The 24,368-nt window shown below is 72.0% G+C and carries 18 protein-coding genes; 13 read left to right on the plus strand and 5 right to left on the minus strand.

The genetic code is table 11. The annotated features are described in order from the left end of the window. Positions 1-118 precede the first annotated feature (118 nt). The 9 genes from ACWFRU_RS08685 to ACWFRU_RS08725 all read left to right on the plus strand — a co-directional run bounded on the left by ACWFRU_RS08685 (position 119) and on the right by ACWFRU_RS08725 (position 13,953). On the plus strand, positions 119-3,388 hold the full coding sequence (locus ACWFRU_RS08685; protein ID WP_453685394.1) for an FtsX-like permease family protein: 3,270 nt from the start codon (positions 119-121) through the stop codon (positions 3,386-3,388). Between the two features lie 297 nt (positions 3,389-3,685). Further along, the gene (locus tag ACWFRU_RS08690; RefSeq protein ID WP_453685395.1) at positions 3,686-6,307 is read left to right on the plus strand and encodes a hypothetical protein; all 2,622 of its coding nucleotides are present in this window, start codon (positions 3,686-3,688) and stop codon (positions 6,305-6,307) included. Further along, positions 6,300-7,220 carry an ABC transporter ATP-binding protein gene (locus tag ACWFRU_RS08695; RefSeq protein ID WP_453685396.1) on the plus strand — a complete coding sequence of 307 codons (921 nt, stop codon included), beginning with the start codon at positions 6,300-6,302 and terminating at the stop codon, positions 7,218-7,220. The genes ACWFRU_RS08690 and ACWFRU_RS08695 overlap by 8 nt, the downstream gene beginning before the upstream one ends. A 98-nt stretch (positions 7,221-7,318) precedes the next feature. Further along, positions 7,319-8,545 carry an alginate lyase family protein gene (locus tag ACWFRU_RS08700; protein ID WP_453685397.1) on the plus strand — a complete coding sequence of 409 codons (1,227 nt, stop codon included), beginning with the start codon at positions 7,319-7,321 and terminating at the stop codon, positions 8,543-8,545. A 76-nt stretch (positions 8,546-8,621) separates the two neighbouring features. Continuing rightward, on the plus strand, positions 8,622-9,302 hold the full coding sequence (locus ACWFRU_RS08705) for an ABC transporter ATP-binding protein (protein ID WP_453685398.1): 681 nt from the start codon (positions 8,622-8,624) through the stop codon (positions 9,300-9,302). Between the two features lie 150 nt (positions 9,303-9,452). Further along, on the plus strand, positions 9,453-11,999 hold the full coding sequence (locus ACWFRU_RS08710; RefSeq protein ID WP_453685399.1) for an ATP-binding protein: 2,547 nt from the start codon (positions 9,453-9,455) through the stop codon (positions 11,997-11,999). Positions 12,000-12,043: 44 nt separating this feature from the next. Then, positions 12,044-12,727, plus strand: coding sequence for a response regulator (locus ACWFRU_RS08715; RefSeq protein WP_249592796.1), 684 nt, complete (start codon positions 12,044-12,046; stop codon positions 12,725-12,727). Between the two features lie 89 nt (positions 12,728-12,816). Beyond that, entirely contained in the window at positions 12,817-13,215 is a 399-nt protein-coding gene (locus ACWFRU_RS08720; protein ID WP_453685400.1) for an OB-fold nucleic acid binding domain-containing protein, read from the plus strand. A gap of 3 nt (positions 13,216-13,218) precedes the next feature. Then, entirely contained in the window at positions 13,219-13,953 is a 735-nt protein-coding gene (locus ACWFRU_RS08725) for a DUF3159 domain-containing protein (RefSeq protein ID WP_453685401.1), read from the plus strand. A gap of 82 nt (positions 13,954-14,035) precedes the next feature. On the opposite strand, the gene ACWFRU_RS08730 is transcribed toward ACWFRU_RS08725, so the two are convergent. The 4 genes from ACWFRU_RS08730 to ACWFRU_RS08745 form a co-directional block, all read right to left on the minus strand. Next, positions 14,036-14,713, minus strand: a complete 678-nt coding sequence (locus tag ACWFRU_RS08730; protein ID WP_363209917.1) for a potassium channel family protein — start codon at positions 14,711-14,713, stop codon at positions 14,036-14,038. Then, positions 14,713-15,381: a potassium channel family protein gene (locus ACWFRU_RS08735; RefSeq protein ID WP_160507676.1), complete on the minus strand. Its 669-nt coding sequence runs from the start codon at positions 15,379-15,381 to the stop codon at positions 14,713-14,715. Before ACWFRU_RS08735 ends, ACWFRU_RS08730 begins: the two co-directional genes overlap by 1 nt. A 141-nt stretch (positions 15,382-15,522) precedes the next feature. Next, positions 15,523-15,762: a hypothetical protein gene (locus tag ACWFRU_RS08740; RefSeq protein ID WP_453685402.1), complete on the minus strand. Its 240-nt coding sequence runs from the start codon at positions 15,760-15,762 to the stop codon at positions 15,523-15,525. After that, positions 15,762-16,091: an ArsR/SmtB family transcription factor gene (locus ACWFRU_RS08745; protein ID WP_453685403.1), complete on the minus strand. Its 330-nt coding sequence runs from the start codon at positions 16,089-16,091 to the stop codon at positions 15,762-15,764. The genes ACWFRU_RS08740 and ACWFRU_RS08745 overlap by 1 nt, the downstream gene beginning before the upstream one ends. A gap of 223 nt (positions 16,092-16,314) precedes the next feature. On the opposite strand from ACWFRU_RS08745, the gene ACWFRU_RS08750 reads away from it, so the two are divergent. The 4 genes from ACWFRU_RS08750 to ACWFRU_RS08765 all read left to right on the plus strand — a co-directional run bounded on the left by ACWFRU_RS08750 (position 16,315) and on the right by ACWFRU_RS08765 (position 23,405). Then, a complete protein-coding gene (locus ACWFRU_RS08750) occupies positions 16,315-18,600 on the plus strand; it encodes an MMPL family transporter (RefSeq protein WP_453685404.1) in 2,286 nt (761 codons plus the stop codon). Between the two features lie 61 nt (positions 18,601-18,661). Next, complete coding sequence (locus ACWFRU_RS08755; RefSeq protein ID WP_453685405.1) at positions 18,662-20,710, plus strand: APC family permease; 2,049 nt, start codon at positions 18,662-18,664, stop codon at positions 20,708-20,710. Positions 20,711-20,817: 107 nt separating this feature from the next. Further along, positions 20,818-22,185 carry a class I SAM-dependent RNA methyltransferase gene (locus tag ACWFRU_RS08760; RefSeq protein ID WP_453685406.1) on the plus strand — a complete coding sequence of 456 codons (1,368 nt, stop codon included), beginning with the start codon at positions 20,818-20,820 and terminating at the stop codon, positions 22,183-22,185. Positions 22,186-22,217: 32 nt separating this feature from the next. After that, entirely contained in the window at positions 22,218-23,405 is a 1,188-nt protein-coding gene (locus ACWFRU_RS08765) for a spore photoproduct lyase family protein (RefSeq protein WP_453685407.1), read from the plus strand. A 21-nt stretch (positions 23,406-23,426) separates the two neighbouring features. On the opposite strand, the gene ACWFRU_RS08770 is transcribed toward ACWFRU_RS08765, so the two are convergent. Next, complete coding sequence (locus tag ACWFRU_RS08770) at positions 23,427-24,326, minus strand: SDR family NAD(P)-dependent oxidoreductase (protein ID WP_453685860.1); 900 nt, start codon at positions 24,324-24,326, stop codon at positions 23,427-23,429. Between the last annotated feature and the right edge of the window lie 42 nt (positions 24,327-24,368).

Genomic DNA, 24,368 nt, shown 5'->3' on the forward strand with positions numbered 1-24,368 from the left:
CCTCAACTCCCTTGTGGCTCGCGGTGGTTCGGTCCCGGTGATCCCGGCGACCGAAGCATTGCGGGCCACAATCGCGTACGTCCATACTGTGCCGGTCACGCGGGGGGAGACCGGTGCGGTGAGCGGACGGCGCGTGCCCGCCGTGGTGCGGAGCGGCCGGTACCACGGGATGGTGCTCGGGGCGGCCGGGCTTGCCGTCCTGCTGGCGGCCACGGTGCTCGCCGCCCTTGCCGCGCTGACCGAGAAGGCCGTCGAGGGCGGGGTGCGGCAGCGTCTCGCCGCGGACCGGGAAGCCGCCGTCGAGGTCGCCGGGCGCTACGACGCCGACAGCGTGCGGCGGCTGGACGCGGACGTACGCGCCGCGGTCGGCCGCACCTACGGCGAGGTGCCCCATCGGACCCGGCTCGCGCTGCGGGCACCGGCGGCGCGCAACGACGAGCTCTCCGTGACCGAGGCCGGTGGCCGGCGCCGCGAGGACGTCACCATGTCCGTGATCGCGCTCCAAGGGGCCAGATCGCACGCCGCTCTCGTGGCGGGCCGGTGGCCGCGCGCGGGCGCCGGCGGCTCGGCCGACGCGCCCGTGGAGACCGTGCTGACCAGGACGTTCGCCGCGGAACTCGCGGTCCGCACGGGCGATTCGGTGAACGTGCGCGGCGCCGGTGGGCGCCTGGTGCGGATGCGGGTCGTCGGGCTCTACGGGACCGAGGGGCGCGCGCCCGCGGTCTGGGCGGGGCTCAGCAGTACGTTCGGGACGCCCGACTCCCTCGCGCTCGTGCCCCGCGGCGCGTTCACGGCGCGGCCCGGGCTCGCGAAGGACGCGGGCGCGGTGTGGCTGGGCGTGCCCGACGCGCGGGGGCTGCGGCTCGGCGACATCGGGCCGCTGGCCGAGCGGGCCCGGCGGTTCGGCGGCAGCGATGCCTCGCTCTCGGTGCTGCGGGGCTCGGACCCCGCGGCGGAGCTGACGGTCTCGGCAGGGCTGCGCAGGGCGCTCGACCGGCTCACCACGCCCATTGCCGTGGCCCGCGCGGGGCTCTACGTACCCGCCACGCTGCTCGCCGCCCTCGCGGTCGCGGCCCTGGTGCTCACCGGGCGGCAACTCGCCGAACACCGGCGCGCGGAGCTGGCGTTGCTGGCCGCGCGGGGTGCCGGGACGCGGCGGCTGATGGTGTCGACCGGGGTGCAGTGGGCGGTGGTGGCCCTGCCGGCGGGGGTGGCCGCGCCCTTCCTCGCGGGCCCGCTGCTGCGGCTCCTCGAAGGGGCGGGGGTGCTGCACGGCGGGGTGCCGGACGCCGCCGTGATCGGTGCCGCGTGGGTGGGTGCCGCCTTCGCCGTCGTGGTGCACGGGTGTGCGGTGCTGCTGCCGACGCTGCGGTTGGTGCGGGACCGGCAGGCGGTGAGCCGGCTTCGCCTGCGGGTGGGGAGGTTCGCGGGGGCGCAGCGGGTGGGGGCCGATGTGGTCCTTGGGGCGGTGGCTGTCCTGGGGTGGCTGCAGCTGCGGCAGTACCGCTCTCCCGTGACCGGTGACGGTGTCGACCCGGTGCTCGTCTTCGCTCCGGTGGTGATGACCACCGCGGCCGCCCTGCTCGTGCTGCGCCTGCTGCCCTTCCTGACGCGGGCCGTCGGCCCCCTCGCCCGGCGCGGCAAAGGGCTCGTGCTGCCGCTCGGCGGGTGGCAGATCGCGCGGCGGGCGGCGCGGCACGCGGGCCCCGCCCTGGTGGTCACGCTGGCCCTGGCCGTGGCGGCGCTGAGCAGTACCGCCCTCGCCATACTCGACCGGGGGGACCACGACCAGGCCGCTTTCCAGGTGGGCGCCGACCTGCGGATCGAACCGGGGGAGGGGGTGCCCGCCGGGGAGCGGCGTGCGACGTACGGTGCGTTGCCCGGGGTCGAGGCGGTCACTCCCGTGGTGACCACGGAGGGATACATCGGGCAGGACGCGGTGGCCGTCACGGGCGTCAACACGGGGCGTGGGCCGGTGCCTTCGCTGCGGGGGGATCTTGCGGGGCGGCCCGTGGGGGAGCTTGTGGCGCCGCTGGGGAGGGGGATTCCGGCGCACGGGCTGGTTGTTGGCGGTGTCGACGGCGTCGGCGGTACTCGCCCCGTACGTGAACTCCCGCTGCGGGTGAGGTTGTCGGCCGATGGGCCCGGTCGCACCGTGCCGGTGCGGCTGACGGTCTACTTCGAGGACGACGACGGTCTCGTCCACTCAAGTGCCCTCCTTCTTAAAGAAGGCGGCCCTCGGACTCTTCCTTTGAAGGTGCCCGTACGAAGCGGTGGTCTGCGCATCCTGCAGATCGACCTGAGCATGGCGGACGAGACGGTACGGCGCACCTACCGTCTGCGGATCGACCGCGTGCCGGGGCTCACCCGGAAGGCCGACTGGCGTGACCTGCGCGAGGACGCGCCGGACCGGTACGGGGCGGGGTGCCCCCAGGCCGAGCGGCCGCGCGGGGAGGTGGGGGAGGCTCCGGGCCCGGTGCTGTGCGGTGACAGGCCTGGGGCCGGTGTCCTGCTCGACGCGGTGCTTCGGGGGCCGGACACGCGGCTCAAGTACCCGACGTGGAGCGTCCGGCTCGGCACGGACAGCGCCAAGGGGCGCCCCGCGGCGTCCGCTCTCGCCGATCGTGCGCTGCTGGACTCCGGGGCGGTGCGGGTCGGGGACGTCGTGACGGTGCGGCGCGGTACGGGTGGCAGTGTCCGGCTGAAGATCGTCGGACGGATCGAGGCGGTGCCGGGCGAGGCGCGCGACCGACCCCGTCTCCTGGCCGATTCGCGTGCGATGGCGGCCCAGTTGGCGCTGAGCGGGGCGTTGCCGGGGGCGGAGAGCGCCTGGTGGGCGGGGGCGGTACGGGGTGAGGCGCGCGCCGCGTGGAAGGCGGTGCGGGACAGCCCTCGGCTCGGAAGCGCCGTGGACGTGCCGCACGCGCGCGTGGCCCTCGGCGAGGACCCGTTGCGACGGGGGGCCCGTGGCGGCCTCTGGCTCTGCCTCGCCCTCGCACCGGCCTTCGCCGTCATCGCCTTCACGCTGCACACGGTGCTCGCGGCGCGGGCCAGAGAACGGGAGTTCGCGCTGCTGCGGGCCCTGGGGGTACGCAGGGGCCAACTCGCCGCGTACCTGTGGACGGAACAGCTGACGCTGGCGGGCATGGCAGCCCTCCTCGGCACCCTCCTGGGAGCGGGCCTCGCCACGGTGATCATGCCGGTGGTCACGGTCGACGCGACCGGCGCCCCGGTCTTCCCCGCACTGCTCACCGAGGTGCCGTGGATGCGGGTCTGGCTGGTGGCGGCCGGCGTGACGCTGGTGATCTGCGGGGTGGTGAGCGGGGTGGTACGGGTCCTCGGCCGGGTGGACCTGGGGCGGGTGCTACGGGCGGGTGAGGACGGGTGAGGGGGACTGCGGACGGGGGGTGGGGGCGGGATTGGTCTGTCCGGGGCGGGGCTGGGGGCGTGGGCGGGGCCGGGGCCTGGGGCCTGGGACGGGATCGCACCGACACAAACCCGAACAGTCCCGCACGCTGGTGCGGGGTGATCGGGTGGGTGGGTGGGAGAGCGTTGGTGGGTGGGAGCGCTTGTTCGGGGAGGGGCGATGCGGCGTAGGGATTGGGTGTGGGGGGAGTTGGGGGGCCTCGCCCTCGTTGTTCTGGTGCTCTGTGGTGTCGCTGCCGGTGGGCCGGGGTTGTTGGACGTGGCTTCGGGGCAGGCGCTGGGGCACCGGCTCGAGCAGGTGCAGCGGGACGCCCCGGGAATCACCCACCGGATGCGGTTCGGGCCCGAGGAGAAGCGGCCCGGCGCGGACAGCACCCTGGACGCCGATCTGCGGCGGTTCTCGGAGATCGTCGAGAACGCCACCCCCGCCGCCCTCCGCGGAGAACTCCGGCGCGATTCCACCCGCATCGCCCTGCCCGGCGTACGCACGCGCGACGGCACCACGCTGTCCCTCGTGTACGCGAGCGACGCCCCGCCCCGCTCCGCGTACGCAGCCGGCCGGCCCCCCGCCGCGAGGGGACGCGTCGTGGAGATCGCCGTCTCCACCCGTACCCGCGACGCCCTGAAGCTGCGGCTCGGGCAGGAACTACGGCTCGGCCCCGGCGCGTTGGAGATCGCGGACGCCCCGGCACGGGTCGTCGGGTTCTACGCCGCCGAGGGCGAGCGGCGGCTCTGGCGCGAGCACCCCCTCCTCGCGCGTCCGGGACAGGAACCGCGGGGCGGGGCGGTGCGCTACGCGGGCGCCCTGCTCGCGCCCCAGGGCGTGGAAGTACTGCAGAGCCAGGCGGAGGCCGACCTCACCGTGGTGTGGGGCATGCGCCTGGACCCCGGCGAGAACGCCGCGCGCTACGTCGGCGACCAGGGGCAGCGCGACTTCGAGCGCCACATGCTCCGCTACCCGGAATCCGTACGGCAGGGCACGTGTGAGGTGGGGGCGGTCGGCGGCGGCATGTACTGCGCCTTCGGTGCCCACCCGGCCGCCGAGACGGAGACCGCCACCGAACTGCCGGACGCCCTGGAGGAGTTCCAGGAGCAGTGGCGGCAGGGCAGTGTCGTGATCTCCTTCGCGCTCGCCTCGGTGACGGCGGTGGGCCTCGCCACCGTGGTCGTCGGCGCGCTGCTCTCCGTACGCCGTCGCCTCGACGCCCATCGGCTGCGACGCGCGCGTGGCGCGTCGGCCCCGGGGATCGCCCTGGGGCGCGGAGCGGTGACCGCGCCGGCCGTGCTGCTGGGGTTCGTGGGCGGGTGCGCGGCTGCCTCGCTGCTGCCGGGGTCGTCGGCGGCGTACGGGCGGGGACTGCTCGTCGCCCTGGGCGCGTGGCTGGTGCAGCCGCTGCTCACCTGGTGGGCCGTCCGCGACCGCGCCCTGCTGCGGGGCAAGGGGGCGAGCGGCGGGCGCCGCGTCGTCGCCGAGGTGAGTGTGGTGGCCGTCGCCGTCGCGGGCGTCCTCGCGCTGCGGGCGCGCGGGACGGAGGGCGGGGCCAGCGGCGACCCCCTGCTCGCCGCCGTCCCCGTACTCCTGGGGCTCGCCACGGTCGTGGTCCTGGTGCGCCTCTACCCGTGGCCGGTACGCCTCGTCGCCCGCCGGGCCGCCCGTGGACGCGGAACCGTGGCTCTCGTAGCGCTTCGCGGCGCCGCGAAGGAGGCCCCCGCGCGGGCGCTCGCGCTGCTCGTCCTGGTGGTGACGCTGGCCGGCGCCGTGTTCGGCGGCCTGGTCGCGCAGACGCTCACGGAGGGGCGCCGGGACACCGCAGCCTGGCGGGTGGGCGCCGATGCCTCCTTCCTGGGAGCGGGGCGCGACCCCGACACCGCGAAGCGCCTGGCACGCGCGCGTGGCGTGCGGGAGACGGTGGCGGTGCGGCAACTGCGGGTCGACCCGGTGAGCGCCGAGGACGGCGGGCGGTACGGAATCGCGAGCCTGGTGGGCGTCGACGGCACGGAACTGCGGTCCGCCGCGGGAGGTTCGGCGGCGGCTCGCGCGCTGCGGGACGCCGGTCTGAGCGGGGGCGGGGCCAAGGGCGCCGGGCGTGACATCCGGGTGCTCGCCGACGCCGCCGACGCGGGGGACCTGCTGACCATCACCGTGCACGGCAAGGAGCACCGCCTGCGCGTCGTGGGCACCCTCCCCGAGGCCGTGCGACGCGACCCCGCCCTGGGCCCCGTACGCTCCTCCACCGAGGCGAGGGACCACCTCCTGCTCGCCGACAACAGGGACCTCAAGGCCTTCGGGGCGAGCGAGTTCGAGGAGTCCGCCCTGCTCCTGTACGGCCCGCGTCTGGACGCCGGTGAGCTGCGCTCGGTCGTCCCGCGCACCGCGCCCGGCGCCGCCACCGGGGAGCTGCGGATTCGCGCCGAGGAGCAGTCCGAGGCCGAGGAGGACGGTCTGATCGCGGCCATGACCGTCGCGCACACCGCCTGCACCGCCGTGGCCGTCTTCCTCGCGCTGCTCGCCCTGGTCCTCGAACTCCTGCTGTCCGCGCCCGCCCGCGGCGACACGGCCGCCCGGCTGCGCACGCTGGGGCTCGGCGGCCGCGCCACCGCCGGGCTGCATCTGCTCCAGCTGCTGCCCATGGTGCTCGCGGCCGTTGCCGGGGGCCTCGCGCTCGGTCTGACCCTGCCCGGACTGCTAGGCCCCGCCCTCGACCTGCGGGTGTTCACCGGCGGTCCCACCGCACCCGCCCTGCGGACCGACGCCCTGTTCACCGCGGTGCTTGCCGCCGGGACCGTCGCCCTGGTGGCCGTGGCGGTGGGTCTGGAGACCTGGCTGGGGCGGCGAAGGGGACTGGGAGCAGTGCTGCGACTGGGGAGGAACGATGACTGAGCTGGCCGATCTGGAGGCCCGCGCGAACGCCGCGCGCCGCCCCGCGCGGGACGAGGGCCTTGTCGTGTGCGACAACCTCGTACGCGTCTACCGCACCGAGAAGGTGGAGGTACAGGCCCTTCAGGGACTCGACCTGGTGGTCGGTGAGGGGGAGTGCGTGGCACTCGTGGGCGCGTCCGGGTCCGGCAAGTCCACCCTCCTGTCGATCCTCTCCGGGCTCGATCTGCCGACCGCCGGCCGGGCCAGGGTCGCCGGGCACGACCTGCTCTCCATGGGGCGCCGCGAACGCCTGGGCTACCGCAGGAACACCGTCGGCTTCGTGTGGCAGCAGACCGGGCGCAATCTGCTGCCGTACCTCACCGCCCTGGAGAACGTCGCGCTGCCGATGAGGTACGCGCGCGTGCCCCGACGCCAACGCGCGGCGCGGGCCGCCGAACTGCTCGACGTACTCGGAGTCGCGTACTGCGGCGCGAGGCGGCCCGCCGAGCTCTCCGGCGGTGAACAGCAGCGCGTCGCCGTGGCGGTCGCCACCGCCAACGCCCCGCGGGTGCTGCTCGCCGACGAACCCACCGGAGAGCTGGACACGGCCAGTGGCGAGGAGGTGTTCGCCGCCCTCCGGCGCGCGAACGAGGAACTGGGGGCGACCGTCCTGGTGGTCACGCACGATCCGCTGGTCTCCGGTCAGGTCCGCCGCACCGTGCGCATCCGGGACGGCCGCACGGCCACGGAGACGCTGCGTGAACGGGGCGGTGCGGGCGAGGAGTTCACGGTTCTGGACCGGGCTGGGCGGTTGCAGCTGCCGCGCGACTACGTGGAGCGCTATGGGCTGCGCGGTCGCGTACGGCTCACGGAGGAGCCGGATCACATCGGAGTCTGGGGTGAAGGGCCGGATTCGTCCGCGCCCACCTCCTGAAGCCTTGACGGACCTCAGGTCTGTACCTATGGTCACGGCCCAACACGCGTGTTCAGAAAGGCACTTGAAGTTCACATACAAGAATGGATGGCCTTCGCATGGCTCACACCCCCACATCCGTGCGCCACCACCGCAGACCCCGCACGCCGGTCCTCGCTACCCTCGCCACCGTGGTGACCGCGCTGGTCGCCGCCGTCCTGGCCTGGCCCGGCGCCGAGCGCGCCGACGCGGCGCCCAGCACCTTCGCGCACCCCGGAGTCACCGTCTCCCGCGGCCAGCTGGACTTCACCAGGGAGAAGGTCAACGCCGGCGCCCAGCCCTGGAAGGGCGCCTACGACCAGATGATGGGCAGCAAGTACGCCTCCCTGTCGCGCGCACCGAAGCCCCGCGCGGTCGTCGAGTGCGGCTCCTACTCGAACCCCAACTACGGGTGCACCGACGAGCGCGAGGACGCCATAGCCGCGTACACCACCGCCCTCGCCTGGTACATCACCCGTGACGACCGCTACGCCAAGAAGTCCATCGAGCTGATGGACGCCTGGTCCGGCACGATCAAGGACCACACCAACAGCAACGCCCCGCTGCAGACCGGCTGGGCGGGATCGACCTGGCCCAGGGCCGCCGAGATCATCAAGCACACGTACACCGGCGGCTGGAGCAACTCGGGCCGCTTCGCGACGATGCTGCGCACCGTCTACCTGCCCGAGATCATCAACGGCTCCCACTCCAACGGCAACTGGGAGCTTTCGATGATGGAGGCCGCCATCGGCATCTCCGTCTTCATCGAGGACAAGGGGTCCTACGACAAGGCCATGGCGAAGTTCCGCACGCGTACCGCCGCGTACGTCTATCTCGCCTCCGACGGCGACCTGCCCAAGACCGTGCCCAGCCAGAACCTGGACACCCGCGCCAAGATCGTCAAGTACTGGCAGGGACAGGGCACCTTCACCACCGGGCTCTCGCAGGAGACGTGCCGCGACTTCACCCACACCGGGTACGGGCTCTCCGCGATCTCCCATGTCGCCGAGACCAGCCGCATCCAGGGCGAGGACCTCTACAAGACGGACGTCGGCGAGCGGCTGCGCCAGGGCCTCGGCTTCCACGCCAAGTACGAACTGGGTGAGGCCCCGCCGAGCTCGCTCTGCGGCGGATCGGTCCACCGGGGCTTCGGGCCCGTCACCGAGGTCGGCTACAACGCGCTCCACAACCGTCTCGGCCACGCCATGACCAACACCCAGAAGCTCACCGAACGCAACCGTCCGGCAGGTTCCAACAACCTGTTCGTCGCCTGGGAGACCCTGACCCACGCGGACAACCCGCGCTGACACCAACCTTGTTGGGCCGGGCGCGCCGTGCCCATACTGGCGCCCGGCCCCACAGAGCCGCACGGGGGGAGTGGGCATGACCGAGGGCGCGATCGTCGTCGAGGACCTGCACCGGACGTACGGCAGCGGCGCGTCCGCCGTGCACGCCCTGCGCGGCGTCTCCTTCGCTGTCCCGCGCGGCGAACTGGTCGCCCTGAAGGGCCGGTCGGGGTCCGGCAAGACCACCCTGCTCAACCTCGTCGGCGGGCTCGACACCCCGGACGCGGGCAAGATCACCGTAGAAGGGCTCGAACTCGCGGGACTCGGCGAGGACGGCCTCCTGGAGCTGCGCCGCGACCGCGTCGGCTTCATCTTCCAGTCCTTCGGGCTCATCCCGATCCTCACCGCCGCCGAGAACGTGGGCGTACCCCTGCGGCTCCGAAAGACCGACCCTCACGCGCGCGAGGAGCGCGTCGCGCTGCTGCTCGCCCTCGTCGGCCTGTCCGACCACGCCGAGCAGCGGCCGGGCGAGCTCTCCGGAGGGCAGCAGCAGCGCGTGGCGATCGCCCGCGCGCTCGCCAACAAGCCCGCCCTGCTCATCGCCGACGAACCCACCGGGCAGCTGGACGCCGAGACCGGTCATGCCGTGATGGAGCTGCTGCGTGCCGTCGTCCGCGGCGAGGGCGTCACCGCCCTGGTCGCCACGCACGACGCGGCGCTGCTCGACCTCGCCGACCGGGTCCTGGAACTGCGCGACGGCGAGATCGTCGGGCCCTGATCACGGCCCCCGCCGCATCGATGCCCGTGGCCCACCACATCAGGGTTGTGTCAAGGTGCGCCCGCGGGCGCACCTTCGTCCGGTTCGCGGCAAATGTTGGCCGTAAGGTCGACTCTGCGTACACAGCAGTTTCGGGAAGACAATGGGGCCATGGCACGCGGCAAGCTTCGGATATACCTCGGTTCGGCACCGGGCGTCGGCAAGACGTACGCGATGCTGTCCGAGGCGCACCGCCGCATCGAGCGCGGCACCGACTGCGTGGTGGCCTTCGTGGAGCACCACGACAGGCCGCGCACCGAGGTGATGCTGCACGGCCTGGAGCAGGTGCCCCGCAGGGAACTCGACCACCGCGGCACCCTCTTCACCGAGATGGACGTCGACGCCGTCCTGCGGCGCGCGCCCGCCGTCGCCCTGGTGGACGAACTGGCGCACACGAACGTCCCCGGCTCGCGCAACGCCAAGCGCTGGCAGGACGTCGAGGAACTCCTCACCGCGGGCATCGACGTCGTCTCGACCGTGAACATCCAGCACCTGGAGTCCCTCGGCGACGTCGTCGAGTCGATCACCGGCGTACGCCAGCGCGAGACCGTGCCGGACGAAATGGTGCGACGCGCGGACCAGATCGAGCTCGTCGACATGTCGCCACAAGCGCTGCGCCGCCGCATGGCGCACGGCAACATCTACAAGCCCGACCGGGTCGACGCGGCCCTGTCCAACTACTTCCGGCCCGGCAACCTCACCGCCCTGCGCGAGCTCGCGCTCCTCTGGGTCGCCGACCGGGTCGACGAGTACCTCCAGCAGTACCGCGGCGAGCACGACATCCGCTCCACCTGGCAGGCCCGCGAGCGCATAGCCGTCGGACTCACCGGCGGCCCCGAGGGCCGCACCCTGATCCGCCGCGCGTCGCGGATGGCCGCCAAGGGCTCCGGCAGCGAGATCCTCGCCGTCTACATCGCCCGCAGCGACGGCCTGACCGCGGCCTCGCCCAAGGAGCTCGCGGTGCAGCGCACCCTGGTGGAGGACCTGGGCGGCACCTTCCACCACGTCATCGGCGACGACATACCGGCCGCGCTGCTCGACTTCGCCCGCGGCGTCAACGCCACCCAGATCGTCCTCGGCTCCTCGCGCCGCAAGACCTGGCAGTACATCTTCGGACCCGGCGTCGGCGCGACGGTGGCCCGCGAATCGGGCCCCGACCTGGACGTCCACATCGTCACGCACGACGAGGTCGCCAAGGGCCGCGGCCTGCCCGTGGCGCGCGGGGCACGGCTCGGCCGGTCCCGGAGCATCTGGGGCTGGCTGGTGGGCGTGGGCGGCCCGGCGCTCCTGACGCTGCTCCTCACCCATGTCGACGCGGACCTGGGGCTCGCCAACGACATGCTCCTGTTCCTGACCCTCACCGTCGCCGCCGCACTGCTCGGCGGTCTGCTGCCGGCCCTGGCCTCGGCGGCGTTCGGCTCGCTGCTCCTGAACTACTACTTCACGCCACCGCTGCACCTCTGGACGATCTCCGACTCCAAGAACATCGTCGCGATCATCGTCTTCGTGGGCGTCGCGATCTCCGTCGCCTCCGTCGTGGACCTCGCCGCCCGCCGCACCCACCAGGCCGCGAGGCTGCGCGCGGAGTCGGAGATACTCTCCTTCCTCGCCGGCAGCGTGCTGCGCGGCGAGACGAGCCTGGACGCCCTCCTCGAACGCGTACGCGAGACCTTCAGCATGGACTCGGTGGCCCTCCTGGAGCGCGCCAGTGACGTCGCCCCCTGGACCTGCGCGGGCCGGGTCGGCGAGGGCCGCACGCTGGAGCGCCCCGAGGACGCGGACGTGGACATGCCGGTCGGCGACCACATGGCGCTCGCCCTGTCCGGCCGGGTGCTGCCCGCCGAGGACCGCAGGGTGCTCGCCGCGTTCGCCGCGCAGGCCGCCGTGGTCCTCGACCGCCAGCGCCTGCGGGACGAGGCGCAACAGGCCCGCACCCTCGCCGAGGGCAACCGCATCCGCACCGCGCTGCTCGCCGCCGTCAGCCACGACCTGCGCACGCCCCTCGCGGGCATCAAGGCCGCCGTCAGCTCCCTGCGCTCCGACGACGTGGCCTGGTCCGAGGAGGACCAGGCCGAGCTCCTCGAAGGCATCGAGGACGGCGCCGACCGCCTGGACCACCTGGTCGGCAACCTCCTGGACATGTCCCGCCTGCAGACCGGCACCGTCACACCGCTGATCCGCGCGATCGACCTCGACGAGGTCGTCCCGATGGCGCTCGGCGGCGTCCCCGACGGCAGCGCGGACCTCGACATCCCCGAGACGCTGCCGATGGTCTCCGTGGACAAGGGCCTCCTGGAGCGCGCGGTCGCCAACATCGTCGAGAACGCGGTCAAGTACAGCCGCGCCGCCGAACCGGTCCTGGTCTCCGCGAGCACGCTCGGCGACCGCGTCGAACTGCGGGTCGTGGACCGTGGCCCCGGCGTCCCCGATGCCGCCAAGGACCGCATCTTCGAGCCCTTCCAGCGCTACGGTGACGCTCCGCGCGGCGCGGGCGTGGGCCTGGGCCTCGCGGTCGCCCGCGGCTTCGTGGAGTCCATGGGCGGGACGCTGGAGGCCGAGGACACCCCCGGCGGCGGCCTCACCATGGTCCTCACCCTGCGGGCGGCGGCGGGTGGACCGCCGCCCCTCCCGGACCTCTCCGCCCAGGTCGTCTCATGACCGCCGAGGCGGCCACCACCGACAAGCCCGAAAGGCAGGTACGCATGACCCGGGTGCTCGTGGTCGACGACGAGCCGCAGATCGTACGCGCCCTCGTGATCAACCTGAAGGCGCGCAAGTACGACGTGGACGCGGCCCCGGACGGAGCCACCGCGCTCCAGCTCGCCGCCGCACGCCACCCCGACGTGATCGTGCTCGACCTCGGTCTGCCCGACATGGACGGGGTCGAGGTCATCAGGGGCCTGCGCGGCTGGACGCGCGTCCCGATCCTGGTGCTCTCCGCGCGGCACAGCTCGGACGAGAAGGTCGAGGCGCTCGACGCGGGCGCCGACGACTACGTCACCAAGCCCTTCGGCATGGACGAGCTCCTGGCCCGCCTGAGGGCCTCCATCCGCAGGGCCGAGCCCACCGGAGCGGGCGAGGACGACGTGATGGTGGACACGGAGGACTTCACGGTCGACCTGGCCGCCAAGAAGGTCAACCGCGACGGACGCGACGTGCGTCTGACGCCCACCGAATGGCACCTCCTGGAAGTCCTCGTGCGCAACACCGGGCGACTGGTCAGCCAGAAGCAGCTGCTCCAGGAGGTGTGGGGCCCCTCGTACGGTACGGAGACCAACTACCTGCGCGTCTACATGGCGCAGCTGCGCCGCAAGCTGGAGGCGGACCCCGCCCATCCGCGGCACTTCATCACCGAGCCGGGAATGGGTTACAGGTTCGAGCGATGAGTCAAGGGTCAAGGCGGGGCTGAGCGGGCATAAGCACAGATGAGCGCACCCATTGCGGCGCTGTCGGCGACCCCCGGTACGCTTCCTGTATGAGTGCTGTTCCTGGTTCCGAGAAGCCGGCAGGCCGTTTCCGGCGCATGCTCGACCGGCTGTCCTCCTCCCAGGAGGATCTGGAGTCGGAGGAGCTGCGCGAGGACTCCGAGACGGCTGGATGCACCCGTATCGGAGACTGCCACGACCGCCAGATAGTCACGGTTACTGGTACCTTGCGCACGGTCACCCTGCGACCACGCGCCGGCGTACCCGCCCTGGAGGCGGAGCTGTTCGACGGCTCCGCGGCTCTGGACGTGGTGTGGCTCGGCAGGCGCTCCATCGTGGGGATAGAGCCGGGGCGCAGGCTGATCGCGTCCGGCCGGGTCTCGATGAGCCGGGGCCGCCGGGTGCTCTTCAACCCGAAATACGAACTCAGACCCCTCGGACGGGAGTAGCCGGTGACGTCCCTCGACAAGCCGACGGACCAGGGCACCACGGATCAGGAAGACGATTCCAGGGCCGTGACCGAGGCCGCGCTCTTCGAGGCCTTCGGCGGCGTGCGGGGTCTGGTGGAGACCGTTCTGCCCGGCCTCCTCTTCGTGACGATCTTCACGATCAACAAGGATCTGCACATGTCGGCCATCGCGGCCCTCGCGGTGTCCCTGGTGCTCGTGGCGGTCCGCCTGGTCATGAAGGACACCGTCAAGCACGCCTTCAGCGGCGTCTTCGGGGTCGCCTTCGGTGTCGTCTTCGCGATGATGACCGGCAACGCCAAGGACTTCTATCTGCCGGGCATGCTCTACACGCTGGGCCTCGCCCTGGCCTACATCATCACGGCCATCGCGGGCGTCCCGCTGATCGGCCTGATCCTCGGCCCGGTCTTCAAGGAGAACCTCTCCTGGCGCACCCGCAACCCGGGCCGCAAGAAGGCGTACACCAAGGCCAGTTGGGCCTGGGGCCTGATCCTGCTCGCGAAGTGCGCGATCCTCTTCCCGCTCTACTGGTGGGCGGACACGACGCAGTTCGGCTGGGTCCTGATCGCCCTGAAGATCCCGCCCTTCCTGCTCGCCGTCTGGCTGACCTGGGTCTTCCTGGCGAAGGCGCCGCCGCCGATCGACGTCTTCGCCGAGATGGAGGCCGCCGAGAAGGCCGAGGAAGAGCGCAAGACCGCCGCGCGCGGCCGCGAGGCCTGAGCAGCGCTTGCTGTACGGAGAGGGGGTGCCCGGAAGTTTCCGGGCGCCCCCTCTCCGTAGAACGCTGCGGGCTCGCCACCGGCTAGCTGGCCGCGTCTTCCTTCCGCACCGACAGCAGATCCTCCAGCTGCTCCTCGCGGGCCTGGGCCGCCACGAAGAGGAGCTCGTCGCCCGCCTCCAGGGAGTCGTCCGGGGTCGGCGCGAGGACACGCGTGCCGCGGATGATCGTCACCAGCGAGGTGTCCTGGGGCCACTGGACGTCGCCGACCGTCGTGCCCGCGAGCGCCGACTCGGGCGGCAGGGTCAGCTCGACGAGGTTCGCGTCGCCGTGGCTGAAGCGCAGCAGGCGTACGAGATCACCGACGCTCACCGCCTCCTCGACGAGCGCGGACATCAGGCGCGGGGTCGAGACCGCGACGTCGACGCCCCAGGACTCGTTGAAGAGCCATTCGTTCTTGGGGTTGTTCACGCGGGCGACGACCCGCGGGACGCCGTACTCGGTCTTCGCGAGCAGCGACACGACGAGGTTGACCTTGTCGTCGCCGGTCGCGGCGATCACCACGTTGCAGCGCTGGAGTGCCGCCTCGTCGAGCGAGGTGATCTCGCAGGCGTCGGCGAGCAGCCACTCGGCCTGCGGGACGCGCTCGACCGAGATGGCGGTCGGCGCCTTGTCGATGAGCAGAATCTCGTGCCCGTTCTCCAGGAGCTCACCGGCGATGGAACGTCCCACCGCGCCTGCTCCGGCAATGGCGACCCTCATCAGTGACCGCCTTCCTCGGGGCCTTCGGCGAATGCCGCTTCGACCTTCTCGACCTCGTCGGTGCGCATCATCACGTGCACCAGGTCGCCCTCCTGGAGCACCGTCTGCGAGGTCGGCAGGACCGCCTCGCCCAGCCGGGTGAGGAAGGCCACGCGGACGCCGGTCTCCTCCTGGAGTTCGCTGATCTTGTGGCCGATCCAGGACGCGGACGCGTGCACCTCGGCGAGCTGTACGCCGCCGGTGGGGTCGCGCCACAGCGGCTCGGCCCCGGAGGGCAGCAGCCTGCGCAGCATCTGGTCGGCGGTCCAGCGGACCGTGGCGACGGTGGGGATGCCGAGGCGCTGGTAGACCTCGGCGCGGCGCGGGTCGTAGATGCGGGCGGCGACGTTCTCGATGCCGAACATCTCGCGGGCCACACGGGCGGCGATGATGTTCGAGTTGTCGCCGCTGCTGACCGCGGCGAAGGCGCCCGCTTCTTCGATGCCGGCCTCGCGCAGGGTGTCCTGGTCGAAGCCGATGCCGGTGACGCGACGGCCGCCGAAGCCGGAGCCGAGACGGCGGAAGGCGGTGGGGTCCTGGTCGATCACGGCGACCGTGTGCCCCTGTTGTTCCAGGGTTTGCGCGAGAGCGGATCCGACTCTCCCGCAGCCCATGATGACGATGTGCACGCCCGTCCTTCCGGCTGTGTCAATACTTTTTGCTCAGGCTGAACGGTAAAAGCGTCTCAGACCGACGCCCAAGCTACACACGCACGGTCCGCGGAGGGCACCCCCGTGCACCTGCCGGTGCTCACGGAGGCGGCGCGGGGGTCAGTCCACGCTGCGCAGCAGGCCCTCGACGCTCTTGAGCCGGTAGCTGAGCTCCACGATCTGCAGCCGGGCCGCTTCCTGCTCGGACCTGGCGCGCTCGACGACCTCGCGGTACTGCTCCATCGCCTCGGCCCACTGGCGGTCGCGCTCGCGGTTGCGCTGCGACTGGAAGTAGGCGACCGCCACCACCGCGCCGGCGAGTATCAGGAAGAAGGCGACCGGGATGATCACGTCGTCCATTAAGACCCCTCAGGTGAGTGCTGTGTGGCCTCGTCGGACGCGTCCTCCCGGACGGCCGCGAGGATCGTGTCCACGTTCAGGCGCACGTCGAACGGCGCCAGTTCGAAGTACTTGAGCGCCTTGCCGTCGTCGGAGAGCTCCAGGCGGCCGACGACGAGACCGGCCTTCTCCAGACGTTCGAGGTGCATGTAGAGCAGGGGCCGGGAGACACCGAGCCGCCGCGCCAGTTCGCTGACGTACAGCTGCCCCGGGGCGAGCTCGGTGATGATCCGGATCCGCTGGGCGTGGCCGACGGCGGAGAGAAAGGCGAGCAGCTCTTCGCTGTCCATGGCCCGCCTTATCGCTGGTCTGCCAGCCGTCTTCGCGCTGGTCCCGAAACCTGTCAGCCAAGGCTTACGCATGACGGGAACCGCTGTCAATCCGCTTCCGCCCGCTTCCGCCCGCTTCCGCGCAGCCGCGCATGACAGTTGACGGCTCACTCCTTCACCTGTAAGTCTCTACTTACACATGAAGGAATGAACGCCAGGAGATGGCGAAGGGGTGGGGATGGTCATGGGGAAGCGATCGGTCACGGTGGGGGTGGCCAGATGGAGCGCGCTGCATCCGGGGCGCGCGATCATCGGCTGGCTGGTGTTCGTGGTGCTCTGCCTGGGGGGCGGCATCGCCACCGGCATGAACAGCGCGAGCAGCGAGGACTACCGCGTGGGGGAGGCGGGGCGTGCCGAGGCCCTGGCGACCGAGGGCGGCGTCCAGCTGCGGCCCACGGAACAGGTGCTGATCCGCGCCAAGTCGGGCCCGCTGGACAAGGCGGCGGCCGGCGCCGCCGTCAAGGACGTCACCGCCCGGATGAAGTCGCTCCCGGAGGTGGCGTCGGTCGCCGCCCCGGTCCGCTCCGAGGACGGACGCGTCCTGCGCGTCCAGGTGGAGCTGAACGGGCCCGACCAGGACGGCAAGAAGAACGTCATCCCGCTCCAGGCCCAGACCGAGCAGGTCAAGAAGGCCCACCCGGACCTGGTGATCGAGGAGACCGGCGCCGCCTCGGTGAGCAAGGGCGTCAACGACCAGCGGGGCGAGGACCTCGCCTTCTCCGAGGCGATCACGCTCCCCGTCACGCTGATCACGCTCGCCCTGGTCTTCGGCTCCGTGGTCATGGTCGGCGTACCGCTGCTCCTCGCCGTCACCTCGATCATGGCGACCATGGGCCTGGCGATGCTGGCCTCGCACCTGCTGCCCGACACCGGCGTCGGGATGAACATGATCCTGCTCATCGGCATGGCGGTCGGCGTCGACTACACGCTCTTCTACCTCAAGCGTGAGCGCGAGGAACGGGCCCGCACGGGGGGCCGCCTGACCTCCGAGGCGCTGGTCGAGGCGGCCGCGGCCACCGCGGGCCGCGCCATCGTGGTCTCCGGACTCGCGGTGATCGTCTCCACCGCCGCCCTCTACCTCGCGGGCGACGTCATCTTCGACTCCCTCGCCACCGGCACCATCCTGGTCGTGGCCGTCGCCGTGGTCAGTTCGGTGACCGTGCTCCCCGCGCTCCTTGTCAGGCTCGGCAAGCGCGCGGACCGGCGGGCGCTGAAGCGGCAGGCGCAGGGCAAGCCGGTGCGGACGTACGGCGAGAAGAAGCCCGGACGGGCCTGGAACGCGCTGCTGACCCCGGCCCGCAAGCGCCCCGCGCTCACCCTCGGCCTCTCCGTCCTCGCCCTGCTCGGCCTGGCGCTGCCCGCCCTGGACATGGAGCTCAAGGACCCGTCGCGCGACAGCTTCTCGCGCGACATCCCGGCCATGCAGGGGTACGACCGGCTGCTCGACGCCTTTCCCGAGCAGCGCATCCGGCACCAGGTCGTGGTGCGGGCCGAGGCCTCGCGGGCCGGCGAGGTGCGCGAGGCGCTGACCGCCCTTGACCGCAGGGCCCAGGCCGACCCGCTGTTCTCGCACCCCTCCGCAACCCCGCTCCTGCGCACCTCGAAGGACCGCAGGACCACCACGCTGGAGCTCAACGCCCCGCACGCCACGTACTCCGACAAGGCCGTCGCCTCCCTCGACCACCTGCGCGACGACCACCTCCCCGCCACCGTCGGCACATTGCCCGGCGTCGAGACGGCCGTCACCGGCGAGGTGCCCCGCGGCACGGACTACGTGGAGCACCAGAACGAGAAGCTGCCGCTCGTCCTCGGCTTCCTGCTCCTGATGACCTTCGCCATGACGGTCGTCGCGTTCCGCTCGGTCGTCCTCGGACTGCTCGGCATCGTGCTCAACCTGCTCTCCGCCGCCTCGGCGCTCGGCCTGCTCGTCCTGGTCTTCCAGGGGCAATGGGCCGAGGAACTGCTCTCGTTCGTCTCGCTCGGCGGGATCTCCTCGCGGGTGCCGCTCTTCCTCATCGTGATCCTCTTCGGGCTCTCGATGGACTACCAGGTGTTCGTCGTCAGCCGGATCCGGGAGGCCGCCCTGAACGGCGTGCCCACCCGGCAGGCCGTCATCGAGGGCATCGGCTCGTCGGCCAAGGTCGTCACCAGTGCCGCGATCGTCATGGTCACCGTCTTCGCGAGCTTCGTGATGCTGCACATCCTGGAGATGAAGCAGATGGGCTTCGTCCTCGCGGCGGCCGTCCTGCTCGACGCGTTCGTGATCCGCATCATGATCCTGCCGGCGGCGCTGCTGCTCCTCGGCCGTGCCACCTGGTGGCCGTCCCGCGCGATCCACCGCGCCGAGCAGCGGGCGGCCGAGCGGTACGGGACGCGGGAGGCGCGGGAGATGCCGGAGGCACCGCAGACCGCCGACGGCGGTCCGCTTTCCGGGCATGAGGCGGAGCGCCCGGCGGCGCGTCGTGGCTAACCGGCGCGGTTAGGGGGTGGTGGGTGGGCGGGCACCCATTCGAACGCTTACGATCCTCTGCGTGTCCAAACTGACCGACGTGCCCAAACGGATCCTCATCGGGCGCGCACTGCGCAGCGACCGGCTCGGAGAAACCCTCCTGCCGAAGCGCATCGCTCTACCGGTGTTCGCGTCCGACCCGCTCTCCTCCGTGGCCTACGCACCAGGAGAAGTGCTCCTCGTCCTCTCGATCGCGGGTGTGTCGGCGTACCACTTCAGCCCCTGGATCGCTGTCGCCGTCGTCGTGCTGATGTTCACCGTCGTCGCGTCGTACCGGCAGAACGTGCACGCCTACCCGAGTGGTGGTGGCGACTACGAGGTCGCCAACACCAACCTCGGCCCCAAGGCCGGACTCACCGTCGCGAGCGCGCTGCTCGTCGACTACGTCCTGACCGTGGCCGTGTCGATCTCCTCGGGCATCGAGAATCTCGGCTCGGCGGTCCCGTTCGTCGTCGAGCACAAGGTGCTCTGCGCCGTCGCCGTCATCGTGCTTCTCACGCTGATGAACCTGCGCGGCGTGAAGGAGTCCGGGAAGCTCTTCGCCATCCCGACCTACGTCTTCGTCGTCGGCGTCTTCATCATGATCGCCTGGGGTGCCTTCCAGAGCATCGTCCTCGGCGAGACGATGAAGGCGCCCACGGCGGACTACGAGATCAAACCCGAGCACCAGGGCCTCGCGGGCTTCGCCCTGGTCTTCCTGCTCCTGCGGGCCTTCTCCTCCGGCTGTGCCGCGCTCACCGGCGTCGAGGCCATCAGCAACGGCGTCCCGGCCTTCCGCAAGCCCAAGAGCAAGAACGCGGCGAGCACCCTGGCCCTGATGGGCGCGCTTGCCGTCACCATGTTCTGCGGCATCATCGCGCTCGCCATGACGACCAAGGTCCGCATGGCGGAGAACCCGGCCAAGGACCTGTTCCACAACGGTGTCCCGGTCGGCGGCGACTACGTCCAGAACCCGGTGATCTCCCAGGTCGCCGAGGCCGTCTTCGGCAACGGAAGCTTCCTCTTCATCGTCCTGGCCGCCGCCACCGCCCTGGTCCTGTTCCTCGCGGCCAACACGGCGTACAACGGCTTCCCGCTGCTCGGCTCGATCCTCGCGCAGGACCGCTACCTGCCGCGCCAGCTGCACACCCGCGGCGACCGGCTCGCCTTCTCCAACGGCATCGTGCTGCTCGCGGGCGCCGCGGCCCTCCTCGTCGTCATCTACGGCGCCGACTCGACCCGCCTGATCCAGCTCTACATCGTCGGCGTCTTCGTCTCCTTCACGCTCAGCCAGATCGGCATGGTCCGGCACTGGAACCGCCACCTGAGCAAGGAGAAGGACCAGGCCAAGCGCCGCCACATGATCCGCTCGCGGGCGATCAACACCTTCGGTGCCTTCTTCACGGGCATGGTCCTGGTCGTCGTACTCGTCACGAAGTTCACGCACGGCGCGTGGGTCGCCCTGCTCGGCATGGTGATCTTCTACGCGACGATGTCGGCGATCCGCCGCCACTACGACCGCGTCGCCGAGGAGATCGCCGCCCCTGACACCCCGTCCGACGACAGCGTGCGGCCCTCGCGCGTGCACTCCATCGTCCTGGTCTCCAAGATCCACCGGCCGACGCTGCGCGCCCTGGCCTACGCCAAGCTGATGCGCTCGGACACGCTCGAAGCGCTGAGCATCAACGTCGACCCGGCGGAGACCAAGGCCCTGAAGGGCGAGTGGGAGCGGCGCGGCATCACCGTCCCGCTGAAGATCCTCGACTCGCCCTACCGCGAGATCACCCGGCCGATCATCGAGTACGTGAAGAACCTGCGCCGGGAGAGCCCGCGTGACGTGGTCAGCGTGATCATCCCGGAGTACGTGGTGGGCCACTGGTACGAGCACCTGCTGCACAACCAGAGCGCGCTCCGGCTCAAGGGCCGCCTGCTCTTCACCCCCGGCGTGATGGTCACCTCCGTCCCCTACCAGCTCGACTCCTCCGAGGCCGCGAAGAAGCGGGCCCGGAAGCGGTCGGAGTGGAACGCGCCGGGTGCGGTGCGCCGGGGACCGGTGGAGAAGCGCCCCAAGGAGCCCAGCAACAAGGCCTGACCCCCGCGGTTGGTGAGCGGCCGGACGACACCCACGTAGACTGGTGGGCTGTTGTCCGGCCGTTTCCTTTCGGCCGATGCCCCCTTACGTAGTGGAGTCACCCCGCCATGCAGGCAGAACCGAAGAAATCGCAGGCGGGGAACTCGAAGGAGGGCTCGCAGGCGGCCTCCCTCATCGGGCAGGAGTACGAGGTCGAGGTGGGCCCCGTCGCCCACGGCGGGCACTGCGTCGCCCGCACGGCCGAGGGACGTGTCCTCTTCGTCCGCCACACGCTGCCCGGCGAGAAGGTCATCGCGCGCGTCACCGACGGCGACGAGGAGTCCCGCTTCCTGCGTGCCGACGCGGTGACGGTCCTCGACCCGTCCAAGGACCGCGTCGAGGCCCCCTGCCCGTACGCGGGCCCCGGCCGCTGCGGCGGCTGCGACTGGCAGCACGCGAAGCCGGGCGCGCAGCGCCGCCTCAAGGGCGAGGTCATCGCCGAGCAGCTCCAGCGGCTTGCCGGTCTGACCCCCGAGGAGGCGGGCTGGGACGGCACGGTCGTCCCCGCCGAGGGCGACAAGCTGCCCCCGGGCGAGGTCCCGTCCTGGCGCACCCGCGTCCAGTACGCGATCGACCCCGACGGCAACGCGGGCCTGCGCCGCCACCGCTCGCACGAGGTCGAGCCCATCGAGCACTGCATGATCGCCGCTCCCGGGGTCTCCGAGCTGGGCATCGAGAAGCACGACTGGGCCGGCATGGCATCGGTCGAGGCGATCGCGGCCACGGGCTCCCAGGACCGCCAGGTCATCCTCGAACCGAAGCCGGGCGCGCGCCTGCCGCTCGTCGAGCTGGACAAGCCGGTGTCGGTCCTCCGGGTCGCCGAACAGGACGGCGGCATCCACCGCGTCCACGGCCGCCCCTTCGTGCGCGAGCGCGCCGACGGCCGCACCTACCGCGTCGGCAACGGCGGCTTCTGGCAGGTCCACCCGAAGGCCGCCGAGACCTTGATGCTCGCCGTCATGCAGGGCCTCACACCCCGCAAGGGCGACTCGGCCCTCGACCTCTACTGCGGCGTGGGCCTGTTCGCGGGCGCCATCGCCGACCGGGTCGGCGACAAGGGCGCCGTCCTCGGCATCGAGTCCGGCAAGCGAGCCGTCGAGGACGCCCGCCACAACCTCGCCGCCTTCGACCGCGTCCGCATCGAGCAGGGCAAGGTCGAGGCCGCCCTGCCACGCACCGGCATCACGGAGGTCGACCTGATCGTCCTCGACCCGCCGCGCGCGGGCGCGGGCAAGCAGACGGTGAAACACTTGACGGGTCTGGGAGCACGCAGGATCGCGTACGTGGCCTGCGACCCGGCCGCGCTGGCACGGGACCTGGCGTACTTCCGTGAGGGCGGCTACCGGGTGCGGACGCTGCGGGCGTTCGACCTGTTCCCGATGACTCACCATGTGGAGTGCGTGGCGATTCTGGAGCCCGCCACCAAGGGTTCCTGACGCCGGCTTCCCGGCGCGGAAAGGGACGGCACGTGGAGCAGCCTGCGGCAGGAGCGGCGGGGGCCGGGGCGTCAGAGCCCGAGCAGCAGGCTCTCTTCGGGTGGTCGGACGCCTCCGCGGCGCCGCCCGCCGCGCCCGGGGCCTTCCGGGACAGTCCGCAGGCCCGGCGGATGCTCGACGTGCGGGAGGTCTACGCGGAGCGGGCGGCGCTCGACTCGCCGCGCGGCCAGCAGATCATGGCCCGGTTGCCGGGCGTACGCGTGACGGAGGTGGCCGGGCACTGGCGCATCCCCGAACTCCACGGCAACGACGGCAACATCGGCCGGTGGGTCCGCATCAAGACCGAGACGCTCGTCCTCGGGGTCAAGCAGACGCTCACCACGCGCTACAACGGCAGGTCCGCCGACTGGATCGCGCCGGGCCCCTCCAACGGCTGCGCGATGGCCTGCGCGTACTGCTACGTCCCCCGCCGCAAGGGCTTCGCCAACCCCATCACGCTGTTCACGAACATCGAGGCGATCGTCGCCCACGTCCGGCGCCACGTACGGGCCCAGGGGCCCAAGACGGAACCCAACCAGTGCGATCCGAGAGCCTGGGTCTACGACATCGGGGAGAACGGCGACTGCTCCGTCGACGCCCTGGTCTGCGACAACACCGCGGATCTCGTCGCCGCGTTCCGCGGCCTGCCCACGGCGAAGGCGTCCTTCGCGACCAAGTTCGTCAACCCCGATCTGCTCGGTTACGACCCGCAAGGGCGCACCCGGGTGCGTTTCTCCCTCATGCCCGCCGACGACGCCCGTCTCCTGGACATCCGCACCAGCCCGGTCGCCGAGCGGATCGCCGCCGCCGCGGACTTCCTCGACGCGGGCTACGAGGTGCACTTCAACCTCTCGCCGGTCGTGCTGCGGCCGGGCTGGCAGCGGGACTGGGCCGAGCTGCTAGACCACCTCGACGACGTCCTGCCCGCCCGCGTGAAGGAGCAGGCGGCGGCCGAGGTCATCATGCTGACGCACAATCAGGCGCTCCACGAGGTCAACCTGGGCTGGCACCCCCGCGCCGAGGACGTGTTGTGGCAGCCGGAGGCCCAGGAGACGAAGCGCTCCCAGAACGGGGCCCTCAACGTCCGCTACAACCAGGAGATCAAGCGGAACTCCCTGGCCCGCGTCCAAGAACTGCTGACCGAGCACGCGCCGTGGCTGCGCGTCAGGTACGCCTTCTGAGCCCGCGGCCCGCCGCGGGTCTCAGCCCGGGGCCGGCGCCAGGCCGACCAGCCTCGCGCTGTCCTCCCACAGCGCCCGCGCCACCTCGTCCTTACGGGCGAGCTCCGACACGTCCGGCCAGCTGAGCCGCCCCTTGCGCAGGGCGGCGAGCACGCGGCCGTCCGGTGGCTTCGCGGTGCCGAGCACCAGGTCGGCCAGGGCGTTCCCCGCCGCCGTACGGGTGTTGAAGTGCGGGTTGAGCCTGCGCAGCGGCCACCCGAGGGCCGGTGTGCCGAGGAGCGACCAGGCCGCCCGGAGGGGCAGCGCGAGATCCTTGGCCAGGCCCGTCCCGAAGACCTGCCCCGGATCGAAGGCGAGCGCGGTGAGGCGGTGGTCCGGAAGCCCCGACAAGGACCGGGCGGTGAGCACGGCGCACAGCTTGGACGCGGTGTACGCGTGCTCGCCCGCCTTGCGCGGCCGGGGGTCACGCCCGGGGTCGAGCTCGGGGTGGGCGAGCAGCTCCGCGTCCGCGTGGCGCGGCGGCGTGAGACCGGCCCCGGTGGCGGGGTCGTACGTACCGCTCGTGGTCTGCACGACGAGCGCCCCGTCCCGCAGGACGGGCAGCAGCAGCCGCACCAGGAGATAGTGCGCGAGGTGGTTGACCGCGAACGTCGGCTCGAAGCCGTCCGCCGTTCTGCCGGTGACGTCGGGGCGGATCACGCCCGCGTTCAGGACCAGGGCGTCGACGGGAGCCCCGCCCAGGCGCCGGCGGACCGCCGCCGCGAAGGCACGCACCGAATCGAGCTCCGTCAGATCGAGCGGGAGGGTTCCGCCACCGGCCGCCGGACGGCGCGCCCCCAGGATCAGCCGGGCCTCGCCCGGCCGCGTCAGTCGTCGCGCGGCGATCGCTTCGAAGCCCGAAGTCCCGCCGGTCATCACCATCGTTGACACGCTGCCCCCTCGGGAGCCGCCGGTCCAGGACGG

It is taken from the genome of Streptomyces sp. NPDC055099 (genome assembly GCF_053607685.1).